The 21,491-nt window shown below is 54.0% G+C and carries 20 protein-coding genes; 12 read left to right on the top strand and 8 right to left on the bottom strand.

The features are described from left to right. Window positions 1-165 precede the first annotated feature (165 nt). Together CG67_RS14290 and CG67_RS14285 are read left to right on the top strand one after the other, a co-directional pair. Window positions 166-1,056, top strand: coding sequence for a neutral zinc metallopeptidase (locus CG67_RS14290; protein ID WP_025903615.1), 891 nt, complete (start codon window positions 166-168; stop codon window positions 1,054-1,056). Next, entirely contained in the window at window positions 1,032-3,056 is a 2,025-nt protein-coding gene (locus tag CG67_RS14285) for a tRNA(Met) cytidine acetyltransferase TmcA (RefSeq protein WP_235501140.1), read from the top strand. The genes CG67_RS14290 and CG67_RS14285 overlap by 25 nt, the downstream gene beginning before the upstream one ends. 209 nt (window positions 3,057-3,265) lie before the next feature. Here CG67_RS14285 and CG67_RS14280 read toward each other — a convergent pair whose 3' ends face one another. The 3 genes from CG67_RS14280 to CG67_RS14270 are packed head-to-tail and all read right to left on the bottom strand — an operon-like array spanning window position 3,266 to window position 4,984. Next, the gene (locus CG67_RS14280) at window positions 3,266-3,454 is read right to left on the bottom strand and encodes a YpfN family protein (protein WP_025903613.1); all 189 of its coding nucleotides are present in this window, start codon (window positions 3,452-3,454) and stop codon (window positions 3,266-3,268) included. Window positions 3,455-3,473: 19 nt separating this feature from the next. Then, complete coding sequence (gene dapE / locus CG67_RS14275; protein ID WP_025903612.1) at window positions 3,474-4,601, bottom strand: succinyl-diaminopimelate desuccinylase; 1,128 nt, start codon at window positions 4,599-4,601, stop codon at window positions 3,474-3,476. Then, window positions 4,601-4,984 carry an ArsC family reductase gene (locus CG67_RS14270; RefSeq protein WP_025903611.1) on the bottom strand — a complete coding sequence of 128 codons (384 nt, stop codon included), beginning with the start codon at window positions 4,982-4,984 and terminating at the stop codon, window positions 4,601-4,603. Before CG67_RS14270 ends, dapE begins: the two co-directional genes overlap by 1 nt. Before the next feature lie 571 nt (window positions 4,985-5,555). Here CG67_RS14270 and ansP point away from each other — a divergent pair. Both ansP and CG67_RS14260 read left to right on the top strand, forming a co-directional pair. After that, a complete protein-coding gene (ansP, locus tag CG67_RS14265) occupies window positions 5,556-7,031 on the top strand; it encodes an L-asparagine permease (protein ID WP_025903610.1) in 1,476 nt (491 codons plus the stop codon). Window positions 7,032-7,236: 205 nt separating this feature from the next. Then, window positions 7,237-8,274 (top strand): DUF1176 domain-containing protein, encoded by a 1,038-nt coding sequence (locus tag CG67_RS14260; protein ID WP_025903609.1) that lies wholly within the window; start codon window positions 7,237-7,239, stop codon window positions 8,272-8,274. Here the strand turns inward: CG67_RS14260 and ampH are convergent. The 5 genes from ampH to amiA form a co-directional block, all read right to left on the bottom strand. Next, window positions 8,271-9,413 (bottom strand): D-alanyl-D-alanine-carboxypeptidase/endopeptidase AmpH, encoded by a 1,143-nt coding sequence (gene ampH / locus CG67_RS14255; protein WP_025903608.1) that lies wholly within the window; start codon window positions 9,411-9,413, stop codon window positions 8,271-8,273. The genes CG67_RS14260 and ampH overlap by 4 nt on opposite strands. 166 nt (window positions 9,414-9,579) lie before the next feature. Then, window positions 9,580-11,571 carry a transketolase gene (tkt, locus tag CG67_RS14250; RefSeq protein ID WP_025903607.1) on the bottom strand — a complete coding sequence of 664 codons (1,992 nt, stop codon included), beginning with the start codon at window positions 11,569-11,571 and terminating at the stop codon, window positions 9,580-9,582. Window positions 11,572-11,614: 43 nt separating this feature from the next. Next, window positions 11,615-12,565, bottom strand: a complete 951-nt coding sequence (tal, locus tag CG67_RS14245; RefSeq protein ID WP_025903606.1) for a transaldolase — start codon at window positions 12,563-12,565, stop codon at window positions 11,615-11,617. Window positions 12,566-12,757: 192 nt separating this feature from the next. Next, window positions 12,758-13,666 carry an oxygen-dependent coproporphyrinogen oxidase gene (gene hemF / locus CG67_RS14240; RefSeq protein ID WP_025903605.1) on the bottom strand — a complete coding sequence of 303 codons (909 nt, stop codon included), beginning with the start codon at window positions 13,664-13,666 and terminating at the stop codon, window positions 12,758-12,760. Window positions 13,667-13,703: 37 nt separating this feature from the next. After that, window positions 13,704-14,570 (bottom strand): N-acetylmuramoyl-L-alanine amidase AmiA, encoded by an 867-nt coding sequence (gene amiA / locus CG67_RS14235; RefSeq protein WP_038011145.1) that lies wholly within the window; start codon window positions 14,568-14,570, stop codon window positions 13,704-13,706. 220 nt (window positions 14,571-14,790) lie between these two features. Between amiA and CG67_RS14230 the strand changes: the two genes are divergently transcribed. The 8 genes from CG67_RS14230 (at window position 14,791) to cysA (ending at window position 21,445) form a co-directional block, all read left to right on the top strand. Next, a complete protein-coding gene (locus CG67_RS14230) occupies window positions 14,791-15,216 on the top strand; it encodes a GNAT family acetyltransferase (protein WP_025903603.1) in 426 nt (141 codons plus the stop codon). Between the two features lie 44 nt (window positions 15,217-15,260). Continuing rightward, window positions 15,261-15,716, top strand: a complete 456-nt coding sequence (locus CG67_RS14225) for a DUF2919 domain-containing protein (protein ID WP_029990919.1) — start codon at window positions 15,261-15,263, stop codon at window positions 15,714-15,716. Window positions 15,717-15,779: 63 nt separating this feature from the next. After that, a complete protein-coding gene (locus CG67_RS14220) occupies window positions 15,780-16,391 on the top strand; it encodes an RpoE-regulated lipoprotein (RefSeq protein ID WP_025903601.1) in 612 nt (203 codons plus the stop codon). A 119-nt stretch (window positions 16,392-16,510) separates the two neighbouring features. Continuing rightward, the gene (locus CG67_RS14215; protein WP_025903600.1) at window positions 16,511-17,410 is read left to right on the top strand and encodes a Dyp-type peroxidase; all 900 of its coding nucleotides are present in this window, start codon (window positions 16,511-16,513) and stop codon (window positions 17,408-17,410) included. A 235-nt stretch (window positions 17,411-17,645) separates the two neighbouring features. After that, complete coding sequence (cysP, locus tag CG67_RS14210) at window positions 17,646-18,659, top strand: thiosulfate ABC transporter substrate-binding protein CysP (RefSeq protein WP_025903599.1); 1,014 nt, start codon at window positions 17,646-17,648, stop codon at window positions 18,657-18,659. Next, window positions 18,659-19,492 (top strand): sulfate/thiosulfate ABC transporter permease CysT, encoded by an 834-nt coding sequence (gene cysT, locus CG67_RS14205; RefSeq protein WP_025903598.1) that lies wholly within the window; start codon window positions 18,659-18,661, stop codon window positions 19,490-19,492. The genes cysP and cysT overlap by 1 nt, the downstream gene beginning before the upstream one ends. Beyond that, window positions 19,492-20,367 carry a sulfate/thiosulfate ABC transporter permease CysW gene (cysW, locus tag CG67_RS14200; RefSeq protein WP_025903597.1) on the top strand — a complete coding sequence of 292 codons (876 nt, stop codon included), beginning with the start codon at window positions 19,492-19,494 and terminating at the stop codon, window positions 20,365-20,367. The genes cysT and cysW overlap by 1 nt, the downstream gene beginning before the upstream one ends. Continuing rightward, window positions 20,357-21,445 carry a sulfate/thiosulfate ABC transporter ATP-binding protein CysA gene (cysA, locus tag CG67_RS14195; protein ID WP_025903596.1) on the top strand — a complete coding sequence of 363 codons (1,089 nt, stop codon included), beginning with the start codon at window positions 20,357-20,359 and terminating at the stop codon, window positions 21,443-21,445. The genes cysW and cysA overlap by 11 nt, the downstream gene beginning before the upstream one ends. Window positions 21,446-21,491 lie beyond the last annotated feature (46 nt).

Genomic DNA, 21,491 nt, shown 5'->3' with positions numbered 1-21,491 from the left:
AAACGCCGGTATTGCACTGTCAGGTGCAACCGGCGTTTTCTCTTTTATGTGTTCCCCGCCGGCTATTTTTCTGTCTCTTGTCATTGCATGGGTTCCGATACTGGTCATCCTTCTGTTCACCCACTAAAATCAGCCAGATGTAATAAAAAATAACAGAGGTAACAGATGCGTTGGCAAGGGCGACGGGAAAGTGACAACGTAGAGGACAGACGCGATCAGTCCTCTGCAGACAACAGTGGCACCGGGGGTGGCGGTATCCGTATCCCGCGGGGTAAAAGCGGTATTGTGATACTGATTGTGGTTGTGGTGGCCGGCTATTACGGTTATGACCTGACGCCGTTGCTCGGTGGCGGAAGTCCTCATAGTCAGGTCACCACCACTTCACAGACCGCCGGTAAACCACAGCCCCATACGGCGGCTGATGACCAGGCGGCGAAGTTTACTTCGGTGATCCTCGCCTCGACAGAAGATGTCTGGGGGCAGATTTTTCAGAAAATGGGCCGGCATTATGTGGATCCAAAGCTGGTGATGTACCGGGGACAGACCACCACCGGGTGCGGTACCGGGCAGTCGGTCATGGGGCCTTTTTATTGTCCGGCAGACCAGACGGTTTATATTGATCTCTCCTTTTATGATGAGCTGAAAAATAAACTGGGGGCCGGAGGAGACTTTGCTGATGGCTACGTCATTGCCCATGAAGTCGGTCACCATGTACAGAAATTATTAGGGATTGAAGAAAAGGTCAGGCAACAGCAGCAACAGAGCAGCAGAACGGAAGCCAACCGTTTATCGGTGAAGCTGGAGTTGCAGGCCGATTGCTTCGCCGGGGTATGGGGACATTATATGCAGCAACAGAATGTCCTGGAAACCGGAGACGTGCAGGAAGCGCTGAATGCCGCACAGGCCATTGGCGACGATAAACTGCAACAGCAGAGTCAGGGAAGGGTGGTGCCGGACAGCTTCACTCACGGAACCTCACAACAGCGATACAGCTGGTTCAAACGTGGTTTTGACAGCGGAGATCCTGCACAGTGCAACACCTTTGCGACCCAATGACAGCACTGTTCTCTGAAAGTGAACACATGCGGCGAACCGGGGTTCGCCGCCTTTGTATTATCAGTGGTGACCCCGACTGGGTTTGCCGGTCAGCACAGACGCTGAGACAGGGGCTGGCGGGTGACTGGCTGACCGTCAGTACGGCGCCTGAAACGCTTTCCCCCTGTATCCCCCCGGCAGCGGTTAGGCAATGTCTGGGCCGCGAATTTCGTCATGCGATTTTTGATGCCCGATCCGGCTTTCATGCGGAAGCGCTGGCAACACTGGCCGGGACCTTGCTGGCCGGCAGTTGGTTGCTGCTGCTGCTGCCTCCCCGGGAGCAATGGCCGCATTGGCAGGATCAGGACAGCCTGCGCTGGGCCGATACCCCGGAGGCTATCGACGTGCCGGGGTTTATGTGGCATCTGCACTCGGTACTGGCCTCGTCACCGGACGTCAGTTACCTGGAGCAGCACCAGCCGGGCAATGTCCCGCCGCTTCCCGACTATCAGGCGTGGCAATGCTGCGCCCCGGCGCAGCAAACAGAGCTACTTCAGCAGTTAAATGCCTTGCAGCGGGGTGTGGCGGTAGTCACCGCTCCCCGTGGCCGCGGGAAATCTGCGCTGGCGGGGATGCTGGCCCGGGATAACCCGGGCGCATTGATCTCCGCCCCCGCGAAAGTCTCCACCGAAGTTTTACAGCAATTTGCCGGTGAACATTTCAGGTTTATCGCGCCGGATGCCCTGGTCGCTGAAGATAAGAGGGGAGAGGGCTGGCTGATTGTCGACGAAGCCGCTGCCATCCCCGCACCGCTGTTGCAACAGATGGTGAGCCGGTTCAGGCGAGTGTTGCTCTGCACCACGGTACAAGGTTACGAGGGGACAGGGCGCGGCTTTTTACTGAAGTTTTGTGCCGGATTACCGGAGGTGGTTCAGTACAGTCTTTCTGAGCCCCTGCGCTGGGCAGCCGGTGACCCTCTGGAACGTTTTATAGATGCACTGTTTCTGTTTGATGACAGAACCGATCCCCCGGCCGGAAAGGGAACCGGGATCCGGTGTCTGCCCTCTGCGGCCTGGTTATATGAACCCGCGAAAGCACAGGCCGTATACCGTCTGCTGACGGCTGCCCATTACCGGACCTCCCCGCTTGATTTACGGCGGATGATGGATGCTCCCGGAATGACATTGCTGGTCGATGAGACGGAAAGCGGATTGCGGGGAGCCTTATGGCTGGTGGAAGAAGGTGGGCTCTCACAGCCGCTCAGTGAGGCCATCCGGGCCGGATTTCGGCGTCCGAAAGGAAGTCTGGTTGCGCAGTCTCTGGCGGCTCACGCCGGTTTCTCACAGGCGGCCAGTATGCGCTCTTTACGTATCAGCCGCATTGCCGTTCACCCACAGGTGCGGCGTCAGGGAAGAGGTCAGGCGCTGGTCATGGCAGCGATTGCCGCGGCGGAGGGCTATGATTATCTGTCGGTCAGTTTTGGCTATACCCGGGAGCTATGGCATTTCTGGCAGTCATGCGGATTTCGTCTGGTCAGGCTGGGGACACAGCGTGAAGCCAGTAGCGGTTGCTTTGCGGCCATGGCAATCCTTCCCCGGACGGCGGCGGCCGGTCAATTGGTGATCGCGGCGGAGCAGCGGATGTCCCGTGACGGGCCGTATATGCGAAAGCGCGGGTTATCTGACCCGGATTTTCCTGTCGCTGAGGAATGCAGTGATAATGAATTCAGTGATGAGGACTGGCAGGAGCTGGCGGCTTTCGCCTGGGGAAGGCGGCCGTTTGAATCGGCTTTCCCTGCACTGATGCGCCTGAAGGCCGGTATTTCACAGCCTCCTCCCGGTCTGTTTGCGCTTGCGGCAGAGGCCGGGGATATCAGCGAGCAGCAGTCGGTCGTGGCGGCAGGAGGCCGAAAGGCCTGGTTACGTCTGCTGCGCCAGGACGTCGCTCAGGTGTTATCGGAGCTTAATGAGCACAGGGCCAGGCAGTTTGCCGGACAACTGGAGGCTTTGCAAAACGTCTGATCGACAGGAAACCCTGTGTAGCCGGACCGGAAAAAAACGAACGAGAGTGAACAAAACAGGCCATAAACAGCGATGTCAGAAAATCATCGACAGCGCCCGGCAGGGGGATTCCGGTCTGCAGCCGTGGCAAACTTCCGGTGGCGAACACCGCACAGTAAAGGCAGGAGAGAAACACGGATATCCGCAGGGGATATCCGTGTGATGGCCGATCACTTTTTCTTTGGCCAGTCGTCATCGTCGTCCCACTTATCGTTGAAGTCACGATGTGGCGGGAGTTCAGGTTTATTATCCAGATACTTTTTCGTGTCGACGCGTTTCAGGTCTTTATAGACATTCACCAGAATGCCGACCATAAACACAATAATAAAAACCCACCAATACTCTTTTAACCATTCCATGACGTGACTCCTTCAGTCATCAGGCAATCAGCTGGTCCATAATCCTTTGGTACATCCGGCTGAGAGTTTGCAGATCAGATGCTTTTACACATTCATTAATTTTATGGATGGTAGCATTGACCGGCCCCAGTTCCACGACCTGCGTTCCCATCCGTGCGATAAAACGTCCGTCAGAGGTACCGCCGTTAGTCAGCAGTTGTGGCTTGATCTCATTATAGTGCTGAACTGCATTGACTACCGCATCGACCAGTTTACCTTTCGGGGTAAGGAAAGGCTGACCGGACAGATTCCATTCCAGCGTGTAGCGAAGCTGATGGCGCGTCAGCAGGGCTTCAACCTGTTCCCGGATCAGGGTATCGGTCAGTTCCGTACTGAAACGGAAGTTGAATTGTACAAAGAGATCGCCCGGGATCACATTGTTGCTGCCGGTACCGGCCTGAATATTTGCGACCTGCATGCTGGTTGGCGGGAAGAACTCATTGCCTTCATCCCAGCGGGTAGCGACCAGTTCATTCAGTGCAGGCAGTGCCCGATGTACCGGGTTATCAGCAAGGTGCGGGTAAGCCACATGCCCCTGCACACCATGTACTGTCAGATTCGCCGTAATGGAACCCCGACGGCCATTTTTTACCACATCACCGACGACTTCGGTGCTGGATGGCTCACCGACCAGGCAGTAGTCCATTCGCTCCTGGCGGGCCATCAGAGCCTCGACCACTTTGACCGTGCCGTTGATCCCGCTCGCTTCTTCATCTGAAGTGATCAGGAATGCCAGACGGCCACGATGGTTCGGATTCATGGTCACAAAGCGTTCAGCGGCCACCACCATGGCAGCCAGTGATCCTTTCATATCGGCAGCGCCACGGCCAAATAACATACCGTCGCGGATGGTCGGCTCAAAGGGCGGGTTAATCCAGTGGCGGCTCTCTCCCGGCGGGACGACATCGGTATGGCCTGCAAAGGCCAGTGTTTCGCCTTCGCCCCGGGTCGCCCAGAAGTTTTTGGTATCTCCAAAATTCATCGGTTCAATCCGGAAACCGATCGCTTTCAGGCGGTCGATTAACAGCGACTGACAGCCGGCATCCTCCGGGCTTACCGAAGGACAACGGATCAGTTGCTGTGCAAGTTCAATAACGGGGCAAAACATTAAGTATTCTCCTGAATAAACGTCAGGTAAGTGGAAGGTGAAAAACCGGCGAGCAGTTTACCGTTCGTCGCACACAACAGCGGCCGTTTGATCACGGCCGGGTGTTCCAGCATCACCCTGACAGCGCTGGCACTGTCCTGAACAGAGTCACGGATGTCTTCAGGGAGTTTTCGCCAGGTCGTACCTCGCTTATTCAGCAGTGTTTCATAGCCTAGCGCGTCAACAAATGCCGATAACCGGCAACTGTCGATTCCGTCCGCACGGTAATCATGGAATCGGAAAGCGATGCCCTGCTCTTCCAGAAAGCGCCGTGCTTTACGCACCGTATCGCAGTTTTTAATGCCGTACAGGGTCAGCTCGGGGGTGGTTTCATTATTTATCATTCAGGGGAACAACCTGTTATTAAAAGTGCTGCCAGCCACACCGGAGAGCGGGTCTGATAAAGCGTTTATTATATCTGCCCGTGATAATGCCGTATCAGAGCCGTTTAATCTACCCTGCGCTCATGGCGGAGGCCCTGGCGGATCGGGTGACGGAGACGGTTTTTTTAGCAGATAAAACTGTGCTGAAAGAAGACCGGCATTGATCCTGCTGCCATATCGGGGCTATACAGCGGCTATTCCTGCATTCAGTCCCGGGGCCGGGTACAGAGTGCTGCAGAACATTGTCTTACATTTTTCGAAAACAGGCGGTGAAACGCAGTTTTATTGATAAGAAACACCCAATATAACAATAAATTATATTAATTTTCCCCGAAGGTTGAAGAAAGAGTGTGATCTCATACGATTCAGGGGTCTTTACGGAGGATGTATTTAACGGGTAGGATGCGACGCCCCATTTTTTTCTTATGACAGAATTTTATGATGTTGCGTGGGACATTGTACTCAGTCCGTTTTTAGCAGAACGCAAACGATTACTGTTGTGTGGCAGATGGTCAGGACAAACAGGATAACTATGAAACATACAAAAAAAACAGCCGAAGAATTACGAGCGGCAAAGCGTAAATGGCTTAATTCACACGATGCCGGTTACCGTAAAGAAATGGGTAACCGACAGGTGCAGATGATAGCGATTGGTGGTGCGATTGGTACCGGACTGTTTCTGGGGGCTGGCGCTCGCTTACAGGCCGCCGGGCCTGCACTGGCTCTGGTCTACCTGGTCTGTGGTATTTTTTCTTTTTTCATCCTCCGTGCTCTGGGTGAACTGGTATTGCATCGCCCGTCGAGCGGAAGTTTTGTCTCTTATGCCCGTGAGTTCATGGGAGAAAAAGCCTCTTACGTGGCCGGCTGGATGTATTTTGTTAACTGGGCAATGACCGGGATTGTCGATATCACCGCGGTGGCGCTGTATATGCACTACTGGGGAGCCTTCGGGGATGTTCCGCAATGGGTTATCGCGTTAGGTGCCTTAGCCGTGGTCGGCACCATGAACATGGTGGGTGTTAAGTGGTTCGCCGAAATGGAATTCTGGTTTGCGCTGATTAAAGTCATCGCCATCGTCGTGTTCCTGATTGTCGGTGTTGTTTTTCTCGGCAGTGGTAAGCCACTGGCGGGAGGCCAGCCAGGGTTCCATCTGATCACGGATAACGGAGGCTTATTCCCGCATGGACTGTTAGCGGCACTGGTGCTGGTACAGGGCGTCGTGTTCGCTTTTGCCTCGATTGAGCTGGTAGGTACTGCCGCAGGCGAGTGTAAAAACCCGAAAATCATGGTACCCAAAGCGATCAATAGCGTTATCTGGCGTATCGGACTGTTTTATGTCGGCTCCGTGGTCCTGCTGGTGCTGTTACTGCCCTGGAATGCCTATCAGTCCGGGGAGAGTCCGTTTGTAACGTTCTTCTCAAAACTGGGTATCCCGTATATCGGCAGCATTATGAACATCGTGGTACTGAGTGCGGCGCTGTCCAGTCTGAATTCCGGCCTCTATTCGACCGGCCGTATTCTGCGCTCCATGTCGATGGGCGGCTCTGCGCCGAAGTTTATGTCCCGCATGAACCGTCAGCAGGTCCCTTACGCGGGCATTCTGGTCACCATCGGGGTCTATATTTTCGGGGTACTGCTTAACTATCTGGTGCCTTCCCAGGTATTCGAAATCGTCCTTAATGTGGCGTCACTGGGCATTATCTCTTCCTGGGGCTTTATCGTGTTATGTCAGCTGAAACTGCGTAAGGCGATAAAAGAAGGGAAAGCAGAAGATATCAGCTTCAAGCTGCCGGGGGCTCCGTTCACCTCCTGGCTGACCTTATTATTCCTGTTCGGTGTGCTGGTGCTGATGGCCTTTGATTACCCTAACGGGACTTATACCATTGCCTCTATTCCGCTGATTATGATTATCCTGATTGCCGGCTGGTTCGGCGTTCGCAAACGCGTTCATGCGATTGCCGCACAACAGCATGATCATCTGCAGAGCGCGCCGCAAGATAAGCTCTGATCCCGGGAACCTCCTGAGACGAAAAACCTGCCACTGGCAGGTTTTTTTATCGGTAACAGTCAGGCGATGATTAAAATAGTCATAGCCCGATCCTGCTAAGAGTCCGATGATTCTTATTGAGACGCACCAGAGCATTCCGGATCATTCCTGTTTGGTTCGTCGGTACCGGAAGATTCAGTCCGGCCTCCTTCCCCGGTAAAGTGTTATGCAACTCTATAAAATTCTTTTGTTATCGTTATTGTTCCCGGCAGGTGCCAGCCATGCGGTACAACCGGTTCAGACAATTATCTCGGGATGGGAATTAACCTGTGATAATTTTGCGGTCTGTCAGGGACGGAATCTGAACAATGATGGCGGATTAATGATCAGTTTTTACCGGACCTCTTCCCGGGTACCGGTAAGCTGGCTGCACGTTGAACTGCATCCGCACAGCGCGCTGTCTGCGACAGACACTCCGTTGATACAACGACTGAAGATAGATAACCAGCCTCTGGCGCCGGTTCCGTCGCAGGAGAGCCGTCAGGCTTTGCTGATTGATGATCCTGAGGCCGCGCAGCAGACACTGACGGCACTGATCCATGGAAACCGGCTGACCGCCGGCCAGCCTGACGGAAGCGGGATATCTCTGACCGCTCTGGCAGCAGTCATCGCCGAAGCTGACAAAATCCAGTCAGCCGTGCCGCCAACACCAGCTTTGCCGGAAACACCCCCGACACTGACCGTGGAAGGCAGTCAGCCCGCACCGGTCACGCCACTGACCGCGTCGGAAAGCAGAGATTTTGCAGATTATGCGATTTCACAGATAGATGTGGACAGTTGTCCGCTGGCCCCGGTTTTCCGGCAGATTAAGCTCGCAGCGCTGAGTAACACCCAGGCCCTGATGCTGATCAGTTGTGAAAGTGCGGCGTACAATACCTTCTACCAGGCGTATAAAATCAGTCGCCAGGCTCCGCTGATTGCCCGCCGATTGGGATTTCGTCTGCCGTTTAATTATCCGCAAGGTTTTGACCTGACCAATGTTCGTTATGATCCGCAAAACCGTGAGCTGACAACATTGTTATGGGGCAGGGCATTGGGAGATTGCGGAACGGCCAGCCACTGGCATTACGACGGGCAGAAATTTGTACTGGAGAAATTCAGCAGTGAAAGCGGTTGTGACCACTGGCACACCGCCAGCGACTGGCCGGTATTATGGTCATCACTGTCTGCGGACAGAACTCTGCCCGCAGACGCCGGAATCTAGCGGCGGTGATTACGGACCAGTGCGGTGATCAGTTCGTTTACGCCATCACTCATCGGCATAAAATGGCTGGCACCGGTGCGGGCGACCACGATAAATACCCCCACATTATGTTCAGGTGACATGGCGATATAGGTCATAAATCCGCCCCCTCCGCCGGTTTTTTCCAGCAGTGCAGGTCTCGCGCCTTCCGCAGGCATATGCAGCCATCCCATACCGATGGCATCGGCCCGGCCTGCGACATCCATCCCGTTGACACGCAGCAGCGAAGAACGCGGATAAATCATTTTCTGCAGGTCCGGCGCTAACGGTGAACGCGGATGACCGGCAGCGCTCAGGAACTGCTGCATCCAGCGTCCCATATCTTCAGGAGTGGAATAGACGCCTCCGCTACCGATGGCGGCCAGCGTATTATCACACGGACTGGCGTTCTCATCCGGGATCATCAGCCTTTTACACTGGTCCGCTGATGGGGTGAACGTGGTATCTTTCATACCCAGCGGACGGGTGACCAGTGTACGAAGTAACTGAGGGTAAGGCTTACCGGCAGCCCGTGAAAGGGCATCGGCCAGGAAGTCAAAACCGAGGTTGGAATAGGACACTTCAGTCCCTGGTGAGTATCGCAGTCTGGCATGGGCAAGCCACGCCCAGCGCTGGCTGCGTACCGGCCAGACAAAGACCGGACGGTTCGGTCTGCCGCCCGGCATTTCACGGGGAAGACCGGCACTGTGGGTCGCCAGGTTGATTAACCGGATGCTGTTACCATGCCAGGACGGGACGACCACACCTTTTGGCGCATAGCGGCTCAGCGGATCATTAAAGTGAACCCGACCGGATTCGGCGAGATGAACCAGTACATCGGTCGTCATCAGTTTGCTCAGGGACGCTATCCTGACCAGTGAATCTTTCTTCGGACGGATACGATTTCCCGGCCGGGTTTCTCCCAGGCTGCTAAAGACCCGCTGATTGCCATCGATAACCATGACAGCCATACCGGCGGCCCGGGTACCATGAAAAATCTGATTTGCATAACGGTCGGTAATCTGAGACGTCAGTTCCGGTGACGGGTTGGCTTGTGCCTGGCTGCATAATGAATAAAGTGAGCCAGCCAGCGCCAGTATAAGTGATGCGTGCTTTTTCAATCGATAATGTCCGTGGAAAATCAGTGGATAACGGGAAAGGGATAGTTTAAAGGGTTTAACGCTGGCGGAAAGAGGATAATCAGGGATTTTATGTATCCTGATATGAGGATCGTTACGCTTTTTAAAAATCTCCCCCTTCCTGTGACGAAAAGGGGGAGCGGGAGAGTTACAGAAGCGCGTTAGCTTTCGCCACCACGTTTTCTACGGTGAAGCCGAACTCTTTAAACAGCAGATCCGCCGGCGCGGACTCACCGAAGCTGGTCATACCGACAATTGCACCGTTCAGGCCGGTATATTTGTACCAGAAGTCAGCGATAGCTGCCTCGATAGCCACACGGGCGGTGACTGCCGCCGGCAGTACCGATTCACGGTAAGCCGCATCCTGCTTATCAAAGGCATCCGTTGACGGCATCGAAACAACACGGACTTTACGGCCCTGTCCGCTCAGCTGCTCTGCCGCCGCGACGGCCAGAGAGACTTCTGAACCGGTGGCAATCAGGATCAGTTCCGGCTGGCCGTCACAGTCTTTCAGTACATATCCGCCGCGGGCCACGTTCGCCAGCTGCTCTGCACTGCGTGGTTGCTGCGCCAGGTTCTGACGGGAGAAGATCAGTGCGGTCGGGCCGTCCTGACGTTCAATAGCGTATTTCCAGGCCACCGCAGATTCCACCTGGTCACACGGACGCCAGGTGCTCATGTTCGGAGTCGTACGCAGGCTGGCCAGCTGCTCGACCGGCTGGTGAGTCGGACCGTCTTCACCCAGACCGATAGAGTCATGGGTATAGACCAGCACCTGACGGATTTTCATCAGGGCTGCCATACGCGCAGCATTACGTGCATATTCCACAAACATCAGGAAGGTTGCGGTGTAAGGCAGGAAGCCGCCATGCAGGGAGATACCGTTCGCCACCGCGGTCATTCCGAATTCACGCACACCGTAATGGATATAGTTACCTGCGGCATCTTCGTTAATCGGTTTAGAGCCGGACCACATCGTCAGGTTGCTCGGGGCCAGGTCCGCTGAACCGCCCAGGTATTCCGGCAGCAGTTTACCGAACGCTTCAATCGCATTCTGTGAGGCTTTACGGCTGGCGATGTTCGCCGGGTTTGCCTGCAGTTGTTCGATATATTTCTGTGACTCTTCCTGCCAGTTTTCCGGCAGTTTGTCACGGGTACGACGGACAAATTCCTGAGCCAGCGCCGGGAAAGCCTGCTGGTAGGCAGCAAATTTCTTATCCCACGCCTGCTCTTTCTCAGAACCGGCATTTTTGGCATCCCAGGCCGCATAAATATCGTCAGGGATTTCAAATGGTGCGTAGTTCCAGCCCAGTTGTTTACGGGTCAGTGCAATTTCCTCGTCACCCAGCGGGGCGCCGTGGGCATCGTGGGTACCGGCTTTGTTCGGCGAACCGAAACCGATCGTTGTTTTGCAAATCAGCAGTGACGGTTTGTCAGTTACGCTGCGTGCTTCTTCCACCGCACGGCGGATAGCATCATGGTCGTGGCCGTCGATACCGCGGATCACATGCCAGTGATAGGCTTCAAAACGTGTACCGGTGTCGTCGGTAAACCAGCCATCGGTGTGACCATCGATGGAAATACCGTTGTCGTCATAGAAAGCGATCAGTTTACCCAGTTTCAGGGTACCGGCCAGTGAACAGGCCTCGTGAGAGATCCCTTCCATCATACAGCCATCACCCATAAACGCGTAGGTGTAGTGGTCGACGATATCGTGGCCCGGACGGTTAAACTGGGCAGCCAGAGTGCGCTCAGCAATGGCAAAACCGACCGCATTGGCGATGCCCTGTCCCAGCGGCCCGGTGGTGGTTTCCACGCCCGGGGTGTAACCGTATTCCGGGTGGCCCGGGGTACGGGAATGGAGCTGGCGGAAGTTTTCCAGTTCGTGAATCGGCAGATCATACCCGGTAAGGTGCAGCAGGCTGTAAATCAGCATGGAACCGTGGCCGTTAGACAGGACAAAACGGTCACGATCGGCCCAGGACGGGTTCTGCGGGTTATGGTTCAGGAAATCACGCCATAACACTTCGGCAATATCAGCCATGCCCATCGGGGCACCCGGGTGACCGGATTTGGCTTTTTGTACGGCATCCATACTGAGGGCACGGATAGCATTCGCGAGTTCTTTATGAGAGGGCATAGTGCATTCCAGTTGGTTAATAAAAAGTTAATGGATACAAAAACTATAGCCGGGCTGCCAGCATATCTTCCAGTTTTTGCTGGTCGATAGCGAACTGACGGATACCTTCAGCCAGTTTTTCGACGGCCATCGCATCCTGATTATGCAGCCAGCGAAATTCATCTTCGGCCAGCGGGGCTGGCTGATGGAACGCCTCTACAGAGGGGACCAGTTGACGTTCAACGCTGACCTCTGAGTCTTTCAGCGCCCGAAGTAATTCCGGTGATACCGTTAACCGGTCACAACCGGCCAGGGCAAGGATTTGTTCCGGTTTACGGAAGCTGGCACCCATCACGATCGTCATATAACGATGTTTCTTATAATAGTCGTAAATTTCCCGTACTGATTTCACGCCGGGATCGTTTTCTGCAACATAAGAGGAGTCAGGGGAACGACACTGATACCAGTCGTAAATACGCCCGACAAACGGGGAGATCAGATAAACACCGGCTTCAGCACAGGCCCGGGCCTGGGCGAAGGAGAACAGCAGAGTCAGGTTGCACTGAATACCGTTCTGCTCCAGTGTTTCTGCTGCTTTGATCCCCTCCCAGGTCGCGGCCAGTTTAATCAGCAATCGGGAGCGATCCACGCCCTGATCTTCATACATTTTGACCAGTTTTTCTGCGCGGGAAACGCACAGTCCGCGGTTAAATGAGAGGCGGGCATCGATTTCGGTGGAGACCCGTCCCGGAATATATTTCAGGATTTCGACACCGGCGTTTACTGCGACCCGATCACTGGCGTTCATAATACGGGTTTCCCGGTTCCCCCCCTGCAGGTTCGCATATTGGAGCGCCTCGGCGATCAGTGGCTGGTAGTCGGGTAATGCGGCTGCCCTGAGGATCAGGGAAGGGTTGGTTGTGGCGTCCTGAGGCTGATACTCAGTCACAGAGGTCATATCGCCACTGTCAGCGACCAACGTCGTAAACTCTGTTAATGCGTCAAGCGAATTCATAGCCCGGTTCTCGTCCTTCAGAAGCGAGCCTCCCGGCGAAAAGCGGAAAGACTCGTAACAGTAATTTAACACTGTGCCGTAGTTTTTCCGGGAAGAAAATACGTTTTCTCCGATAGTAGCAACAGGGGAAATTAAAGAAGGCGGGAAAGCGGGAGATAAAGCGTTATCTCCCGTCAGAAAAAGGCGCGGGGATCAGAGCCAGTCTTTTACCGGTAGGAATTTTTCATACAATTCCGCTTCAGGGCTGCCCGCTTCCGGCTGGTAGTTATATTCCCAGCGTACCTGCGGCGGCATTGACATCAGGATGGATTCAGTTCGTCCGCCGGTCTGCAAACCGAACAGGGTACCGCGATCCCAGACCAGGTTAAATTCTACGTAACGTCCGCGGCGGTACAACTGGAACTGACGTTCACGCTCGCCCCAGCTCAGAGACTTACGACGTTCGACAACCGGCAAATAGGCTTCTGTAAAGCCGAGCCCGACCGCCTGCATAAAGGCGAAGCAGTGGTCAAAATCCGGGCTGTTCAGGTCATCAAAGAATAATCCGCCAATGCCGCGCTGTTCATCGCGGTGGCGCAGGTAAAAGTAGTCATCACACCATTTTTTATAGCGGGGATAGACGTCGTCACCAAACGGCTGGCAAATATCCCGCGCGGTCTGGTGCCAATGCACAGCATCTTCTGTAAAACCGTAATAAGGCGTGAGATCAAAGCCACCGCCGAACCACCAGATAGGGTCAGCGCCGGGTTTTTCAGCAATAAAAAAGCGGACATTGGCATGGCTGGTAGGGACATAGGGGTTATGCGGATGGATAACCAGCGAAACCCCCATCGCTTCAAAACTGCGACCTGTCAGTTCAGGCCGGTGTGCCGTGGCCGATGCCGGCAGGTGAGTCCCGGAAACATGAGAAAAGTTAACGCCTGCCTGCTCAAAGACAGCCCCTTCACGCAAGACCCGTGAACGTCCGCCGCCGCCGCCTTCACGCTGCCAGACATCTTCGCTGAAGCCTGTTTTACCATCAGCATCAGCCAGTTGCTGACAGATTTTATCCTGCAATGACAGCAGGAATTCTTTTACCTGGTTCTTGTCGGGAGCGTTCATATCACTTCATTTGTTAAGGGATTTGCGGGGATTATACCTAACTTACCCGGCGATTGTGGACTACTGACTCATTATAATAGTTCACGATCCCTTCCGTAATTGCCCCGGCAATTTTGCGCCGGAAGACCGTCGTTCCCAGCAGCTTTTCCTCTGAAGGGTTGGTAATAAACGAGGTTTCCACCAGCACAGAAGGAATAGACGGTGATTTCAGCACGGCGAAAGCGGCCTGCTCAGTGACCTGACTGTGCAGATGATGAACCGGACGGATACGCTCAATCACGTGTTTACCCAGCGTCAGGCTGTTTTTAATGGTATTGGTCTGGACCAGGTCAAACAGGATCTGCTGCAGATAATGGTCTTTTTCCTCCACTTTGATCCCGGCGACTTTATCGGCAGAGTTTTCACGGTCTGAAAGATAGCGGGCCATTGCACTGGTTGCTCCGCGGTTAGAGAGAGCAAAGACAGAGGCACCATGAGCTTCGGGGCTGGTATAGCCGTCAGCATGGATAGACATAAACAGGTCAGCCCCGTGCTGGCTGGCGATTTCCACACGCTGATACAGCGGGATAAAGTGGTCGGTGTCACGGGTCATCCGCGCTTCAATATACGGGTGATTATTCAGCATCTGACGAACGTTCCCGGCAATTTCCAGCACCACATGTTTTTCCATGGAGCCTTCTTCACCGACGGCACCGGAGTCGATCCCGCCATGGCCCGGGTCCAGCATCACGATAAACTTACCGTTTTTAGCCGGCTTATGGGGCTGTGGCGTATGGGCTGCCTGCGCTCTGAGATCAGGCTCTTTGGCGAGTACCGCCTTGGGTGACAGCACTGCCAATGCCAGACCGGAAAAGAGTAGCTGGCGGCGGTTCACCAGTTGTTTCATCGGGGACAATTTTTTCATCTGCAGTTCCATCCTGGTAATTATTTAGTTAATACCATGGTGTTATATCGTAACAACCACACTTTTGCGACAAAGCAAATATTTCAGCCTTTTACGGAGTATTGCAGTTCTGTTCTTTACAAATATCAGAATTTTCGGCTTTGTTTCATGCCTGAGGCTTGCAGTGAAGGCGGAAAACGCCATAATCAGCGGATATTTGTAATGTAAAGGGGCATCGGCGATGGAAATACGGGTATTTCGCCAGGAAGATTTTGACGAAGTTATTACGCTTTGGGAACGTTGTGATTTATTGCGCCCATGGAATGATCCGGAAATGGATATCGAACGTAAAATGAGCCATGATCCTGATCTTTTCCTGGTCGCTGTGCTGGGCGGTGAGATTGTCGCCACGGTCATGGGCGGCTATGACGGTCATCGCGGCTCCGTGTATTATCTGGGGGTGGATCCTGACTATCGCGGTCGTGGTTTTGCCAATGCCATGATGACCCGGTTAGAAAAAAAACTGGTGGCCAGAGGTTGTCCGAAAATCAATCTGATGGTGCGTGAAGAGAACGATGTGGTTCTCGGGTTTTACGAAAAGCTGGAATATGAAATCGGTGACTCGGTAGTACTGGGTAAACGCCTGATTGAAGACCGGGAATACTGATCTGTCTGCCCACCGCAGGCACAGAACGAGGCCACAGATTACCCTTGATTCATTATTCACCTGAAAATTATGACAGCAAAGGGCAACTTCGCTTGCCTGTCCTGTTCTGGCTGGTTCTGATTTTACAGGCAAGAACCTGGATAGTTCTGGTCCTGGCGGGCGCCTCCCGGCAACAGGGTAATGAACTGCTGACGCTGTTCTACCCCGATCAACAGGGGTTCTATCCGGGGCTGGCATTTGGCCTGGTGGCTGCGGTGGCGTTTCTGCTGTCCGGTCGCCGTCAGCAATTCCCCCGCTTCTGGGCTGCCTGGCGCTGGGCCTTAGTCGCTGCAGCACTCTTCACTTTCGGCTGGCAACTTCTGCAGTTCAGTTATACGTTATTGCAACAGTCACCGGTCCCGTTAATTTTGCTGATTTTTGATCTGTTATCCGCGATCTGGCTAGTGACCGATCGCCGTCTGCGTGACTGCTTCCGTGCGGAGAATGTTTCCGGCGAATAAACTTTCTGATGTTTTATGACTCCAATCAGCCATTAGCTGAATGCGTAAGGAACAGAAACTTCGATGAAATTGTTAAAAACCGCACTGCTGACCAGTGCGATGTTACTTGCCGGTTGTGCCGGCTCCGGCCAGAGCACAGTCACAGAAAGCAGCGTTCACTGGTGGAACCCGTTGACCTACTCCTGGTCATCGGTGCTGCCGTGGCACTGGTTTGGCAGCACGATGAAAGTCACCGCGCAGGGGGTTGGCGGACTGAACAGCCTGACGCCGATGGACGGATCAGCTATTCATCAGGCGCTGGGGAGCGATTATCACCTCCGTCAGGGGATGGGGACAGAAAACGGAGATATTGTGACTTTCTGGCAGGCGCTGAAGCAGGGACAGGTTATGCTGGAGATTCAGGGACAGAGCACGATTTCCAGGATCACCGTCACCGACCCGGCGATCGTTACTGCTGACGGTGTACATATTGGCAGCCCGTTCTCTGCCATTTTCAGCCAGGCCTTTGGTCACTGTCAGTCAGCGGATAACGGTGACAGTGTTCAGTGCCGCTCTCCTGTTGCCGGAAATATACAGTATATCTTCCGGGGAGAAGGACATGGTCCGGAAGGCATTATGCCTGCCGATGCGACGCTGAAAAACTGGACCCTGACTAAAATTATCTGGCAGCAATAGCCGGCTCTGCAGAGCAGGGATGACTGAGCATATCCCTGCTCTGTGACAGGTTATTATTTTGTTTTTCCGGTATCATAATCCCAAAATACAGACTGTTTGGTCATACCGGAGATTATAACGTGACGCATTTTCAGACCGGCATTCTGCCGGAACATTGCCGTGCTGCTATCTGGCTTGAAGCCAGTGTCAGCGGAGACCTGACGCAATTAGGGCCGAACATCCGGCAGTTTCTCGCCCGACAACAGGAATTACAGCAAAAATTTCCTGATGCGGTGCTCAGTTCGGTGATTGCCTTCGGACCGGGGTTGTGGCGTGACCTGCATCCTTCAGCCACTTCTGCCCCTGAACTGAAAGACTTTACCCCGCTGGGGAAAGGGATGGCACCTGCGACCCAGCGTGACCTGTTGATTCATATTCAGTCTTTACGCCACGATGTAAACTTCGCTCTCGGTCAGATTGCCTGTGAACTGTTTGCCGGGCTGCTGGACATCAACGAGGAAACACAAGGTTTCCGTTGGATCGAGGATCGTGACCTCAGTGGTTTTATTGATGGTACCGAAAACCCGCAGGGGGATGGCCGCCGTCAGGTGGCAATTATTGAAAACGGTGAAGATGCCGGAGGCAGTTACGTCTTCACTCAGCGCTGGCAGCACAATCTCGGGCAGTGGAATAAATTGCCGGTCAACCGTCAGGAAGCCATTATCGGCCGTACCAAAGACACCAGCGAAGAACTGCCTGCTGATGAACGTCCTGTCACATCCCATGTGAGCCGGGTGGATTTGAAAGAAGCAGGTAAGGGCCTGAAAATTTTGCGTCAGAGTCTTCCTTACGGCAGCGTCAGCGGTGTTCACGGGCTTTATTTTATTGCCTATTGTGCTCGCCTGCACAATATTGAACAGCAGTTGCTGAGTATGTTCGGGGAAACCGATGGCAAGTTTGACGGATTACTGCGTTTTTCCAAACCGGTGACCGGGAGCTATTATTACGCCCCGTCGCTGGCACAGCTTGACGCGCTCTGACGCTACTGGCGGGCTTTCGTGCATCTGCCTGCCCGTGCTTACTGGCGATGGCCGGTGCATGGCAGGCGGGGCACACTCTTTCCGCGCGCTGTTTGCCATCCTCCGGCTATCCTTATGCAATTTTAGACTTTGAAAGCAATAAAAAGTATATAAAACTGCTACAGCTTTCCCCTGAGAAATAAATACACTGATTATGCGGCTATCGGGTGTCGCGTGGGTACTCAGGGGTAATTTAATGGATCTCTCAGGAAAAAAATGGGCCGGTGCGGCGTTATTGTCGCTGGCGTTCGTCAGCACTGTTCAGGCGACGACTCTGCTGAACAGTTCTTATGATGTTTCCCGGGAGTTATTCAGTGCGCTGAACCCGTTGTTTGAAAAACAATGGGATCAGGCACATCCGGATGACCCTCTGATCCTCCGCCAGTCACATGGCGGCTCTTCCCGTCAGGCGCTGACCATCCTGCAGGGGCTGCGCGCAGATGTCGTGACCTATAATCAGGTCCCGGATGTGCAAATCCTCCATGATAAAGGCCATCTGATCCCGGCGGACTGGCAGCAGCGCTTGCCGGATAACAGCTCACCTTTTTATTCCACCATGGCTTTTTTAGTCCGTAAAGGAAACCCGAAGCATATCCATCAGTGGGCGGATTTAACGCAGCCCGGGGTGAGTCTTGTCTTTCCTAATCCTAAAACTTCCGGTAACGGGCGTTATACCTGGCTGGCTGCCCTCGGGGCGGCCGAAAAAGCTGACGGTAACGATCCGGCAAAGACCCGGGCGTTTATGACCCGGTTTATCCGCAATGTCGCGGTATTAGATACCGGCGGACGCGGTGCCACCACCACCTTTGCTGAACGCGGCATCGGGGATGTGCTGATAAGTTTTGAATCCGAGATCAACACCATTCGTCAGCAGTACCCTGACGCCGGTTATGAAGTGATTGTGCCGCGGACCAATATTCTGGCGGAGTTTCCCGTGACCTGGATCGATAAAAATGTGGCTGAGCAGGGCCATACGGCGGCCGCGAAAGCGTATCTCAATTTTCTTTACAGCCCGGCCGCTCAAAAAGTGCTGACCCGTTTTTACTACCGGGTCAATAATCCACAGTTAATGTCGGAGAATAAAGCCCGCTTCCCTGAAGTCACCCTGTTCCGTGTTGAGGATCAGTTTGGTGGCTGGGAGCAGGTGATGAAAACACAATTCGCTACCGGCGGAGAGTTTGATCAATTGCAGTCAGCAGGACATAAGTAATGATACGAAAGCGTCATAAGCGGGTATTACCGGGATTTGGATTAAGTTTAGGGACCAGCTTGTTTTTTACCTGTCTGATCCTGTTATTACCGATAAGTGCATTACTCATTCAGTTATCAAAGATGACCTGGTCAGAGTACTGGCATGTGATCACCGACCCGGAACTGGTGGTGGCTTATAAAGTCACCCTGCAGTCGGCGGCGGTGGCGGCGATATTTAACGCCTTTTTTGGCATGCTGATGGCCTGGATTTTAACCCGTTATCGGTTCCCCGGCAGAACGTTTCTTGATGGTCTGATGGATTTGCCTTTTGCCTTACCGACGGCGGTGGCGGGTCTGACCCTGGCCGGATTACTGGCCCCGTCCGGCTGGTACGGGCACTGGCTGGCTGAGCATGGCATTAAAGTCGCCTACACCTGGCTTGGGATTTCTGTGGCGATGGCCTTCACCAGTCTGCCGTTTGTGATCCGAACGGTACAGCCGGTACTGGAAGAGCTGGGGCCGGAATATGAAGAAGCGGCTGAAACGCTGGGGGCGAGACCCTGGCAGACGTTTTTACGGGTGATCCTGCCGGAGGTGGCACCGGCTCTGATGGCAGGGACTGCGCTCTCTTTTACCCGCAGCCTGGGAGAATTCGGCGCGGTGATCTTTATTGCCGGTAATATTGCCTGGAAAACCGAAGTGATTTCACTGATGATTTTTATTCGTCAGCAGGAGTTTGACTTCCCGGCCTCCAGTGCGATTGCCTCCGTTATTATGGCGGCATCATTACTGTTACTTTTTGCCATTAACGTGCTGCAGAGCCGTTATGGTCGTCGTATCGGAGGTCACTGATGAGCGATATCACGACAGGGTCTGTTGCCTTTAAAAAATCACTCCCGTGGGGGAAATATCTGCTGATCACCGTGGGCGTCCTGTTGTCTGTGCTGATCCTGGTGATCCCGCTGATCTCCATTTTATGGGAGGCGCTGGGAAAGGGGGTTCTGGCCTCGCTGCATAATCTGGAAGACCCGGACATGCTGCACGCTATCTGGCTTTCCGTGATGATTGCATTGATCACTGTACCGGTGAATCTGGTCTTCGGTACGTTGCTGGCCTGGCTGGTGAGCCGCTTTAATTTCCCTGGCCGGCAGTTATTGCTGACGTTGTATGACATTCCGTTTGCCATGTCCCCGGTCGTGGTGGGACTGCTGTATCTGCTGTTCTGGGGGATTAATGGTCCCGCGGGGCACTGGCTGGATGCCCATAATATCCAGGTCATGTTTGCATGGCCTGGCATGGTGCTGGTCAGTATTTTCATCAGCTGCCCGTTTGTTATCCGTGAACTGGTTCCGGTCATGCTAAGTCAGGGGAACCAGGAAGATGAAGCGGCAGTATTACTGAGAGCCAATGGCTGGCAGATGTTCTTCAGGGTGACATTACCGAATATCCGCTGGGCCCTGTTGTATGGTCTGGTGCTGACCAATGCCCGTGCGCTGGGAGAGTTCGGGGCCGTGTCCGTGGTGTCCGGCTCCATACGCGGTGAAACCTACACCCTGCCTCTGCAGGTGGAATTACTCCACCAGGATTACAATACCGTCGGTGCTTTCACGGCCGCCGCGTTACTGGCTTTAATGGCTATCGTTACACTTTTTCTGAAAAGCGCACTGCAATGGCGACTGGAACGTCAGCACCAGCGCCAGCAACAGGACGGCAATTATGAGCATTAATATTGAGAAAATTAATAAATCTTTTGGCAAAACATCGGTACTGAACGATGTATCGCTGGATATTGCTTCCGGTGAAATGGTAGCTCTGCTGGGGCCGTCCGGTTCCGGTAAGACGACTCTGCTACGCATTATTGCGGGGCTGGAGCACCAGAACAGCGGGGCAATTTCGTTTCACGGGCGGGATGTCAGTCACCTGCATGCGCGGGATCGCCATGTCGGATTTATGTTTCAGCACTATGCGCTTTTCCGCCATATGACGGTCTCCGACAATATTGCTTTCGGGCTGACCGTCTTGCCACGCCGCGAACGTCCCGCGGCGGCTGACATCCGAAAGAAAGTCAGCAACCTGCTGGAAATGGTACAGCTTTCGCACCTGGCTAACCGCTATCCGGCACAGCTTTCCGGCGGGCAGAAACAGCGTGTTGCACTGGCCCGTGCGCTGGCGGTTGATCCACAAATTCTGTTACTCGATGAACCTTTTGGCGCACTGGATGCCCGGGTACGTAAAGAACTGCGCCGTTGGTTGCGTCAGTTACACGAAGAGTTGCAGTTTACCAGCGTCTTCGTGACCCATGACCAGGAAGAAGCCATGGAAGTGGCGGACAGGATAGTGGTGATGAGTCAGGGCAATATTGAACAAACCGGGACGCCGGAGCAGGTATGGCAGCAGCCTGAGTCCCGGTTTGTGCTCGAATTTCTCGGTGAAGTGAACCGTTTTGACGGCCACATCACAGGCGGTGCCTTACAGGTCGCCGGGCAGTCCTGGCCGCTGAATGACACGTCCGGTGTTGAAGGGGAGGTGGCGCTATTTTTGCGTCCCTGGGAAGCGGAAATTCGTCATGAGCCTTCCGTCGGCACACCATTGGCAGTTAAAGTGCTGGAAGCCAGCCCGCGCGGGCACTACTGGCAAATCATCGCCGAACCGCTGGGCTGGACGGGTGAACCTCTGACCCTGGTGAGTGAGCAGTCATCTGCCCCTCCGGTCCGCGGTCAGACGCTGTATATCGGTGTTCAGAACGCACGTGTCTATCGGGGGGAGCAGAGGTTACAACCTGTTGCCTTTGCGAAAAGCGCCTGATATTTTCATTTCATTGTCTGTAAAACAGCCTGGTGCTTATCGTGAC

The organism is Tatumella sp. UCD-D_suzukii, assembly GCF_000611875.2.
Taxonomy (GTDB): Bacteria; Pseudomonadota; Gammaproteobacteria; order Enterobacterales; family Enterobacteriaceae; genus Tatumella; species Tatumella ptyseos.
The sequence above is the reverse complement of the archived record's forward strand: the minus strand, read 5'-3'. Positions and strand labels throughout refer to the sequence as shown.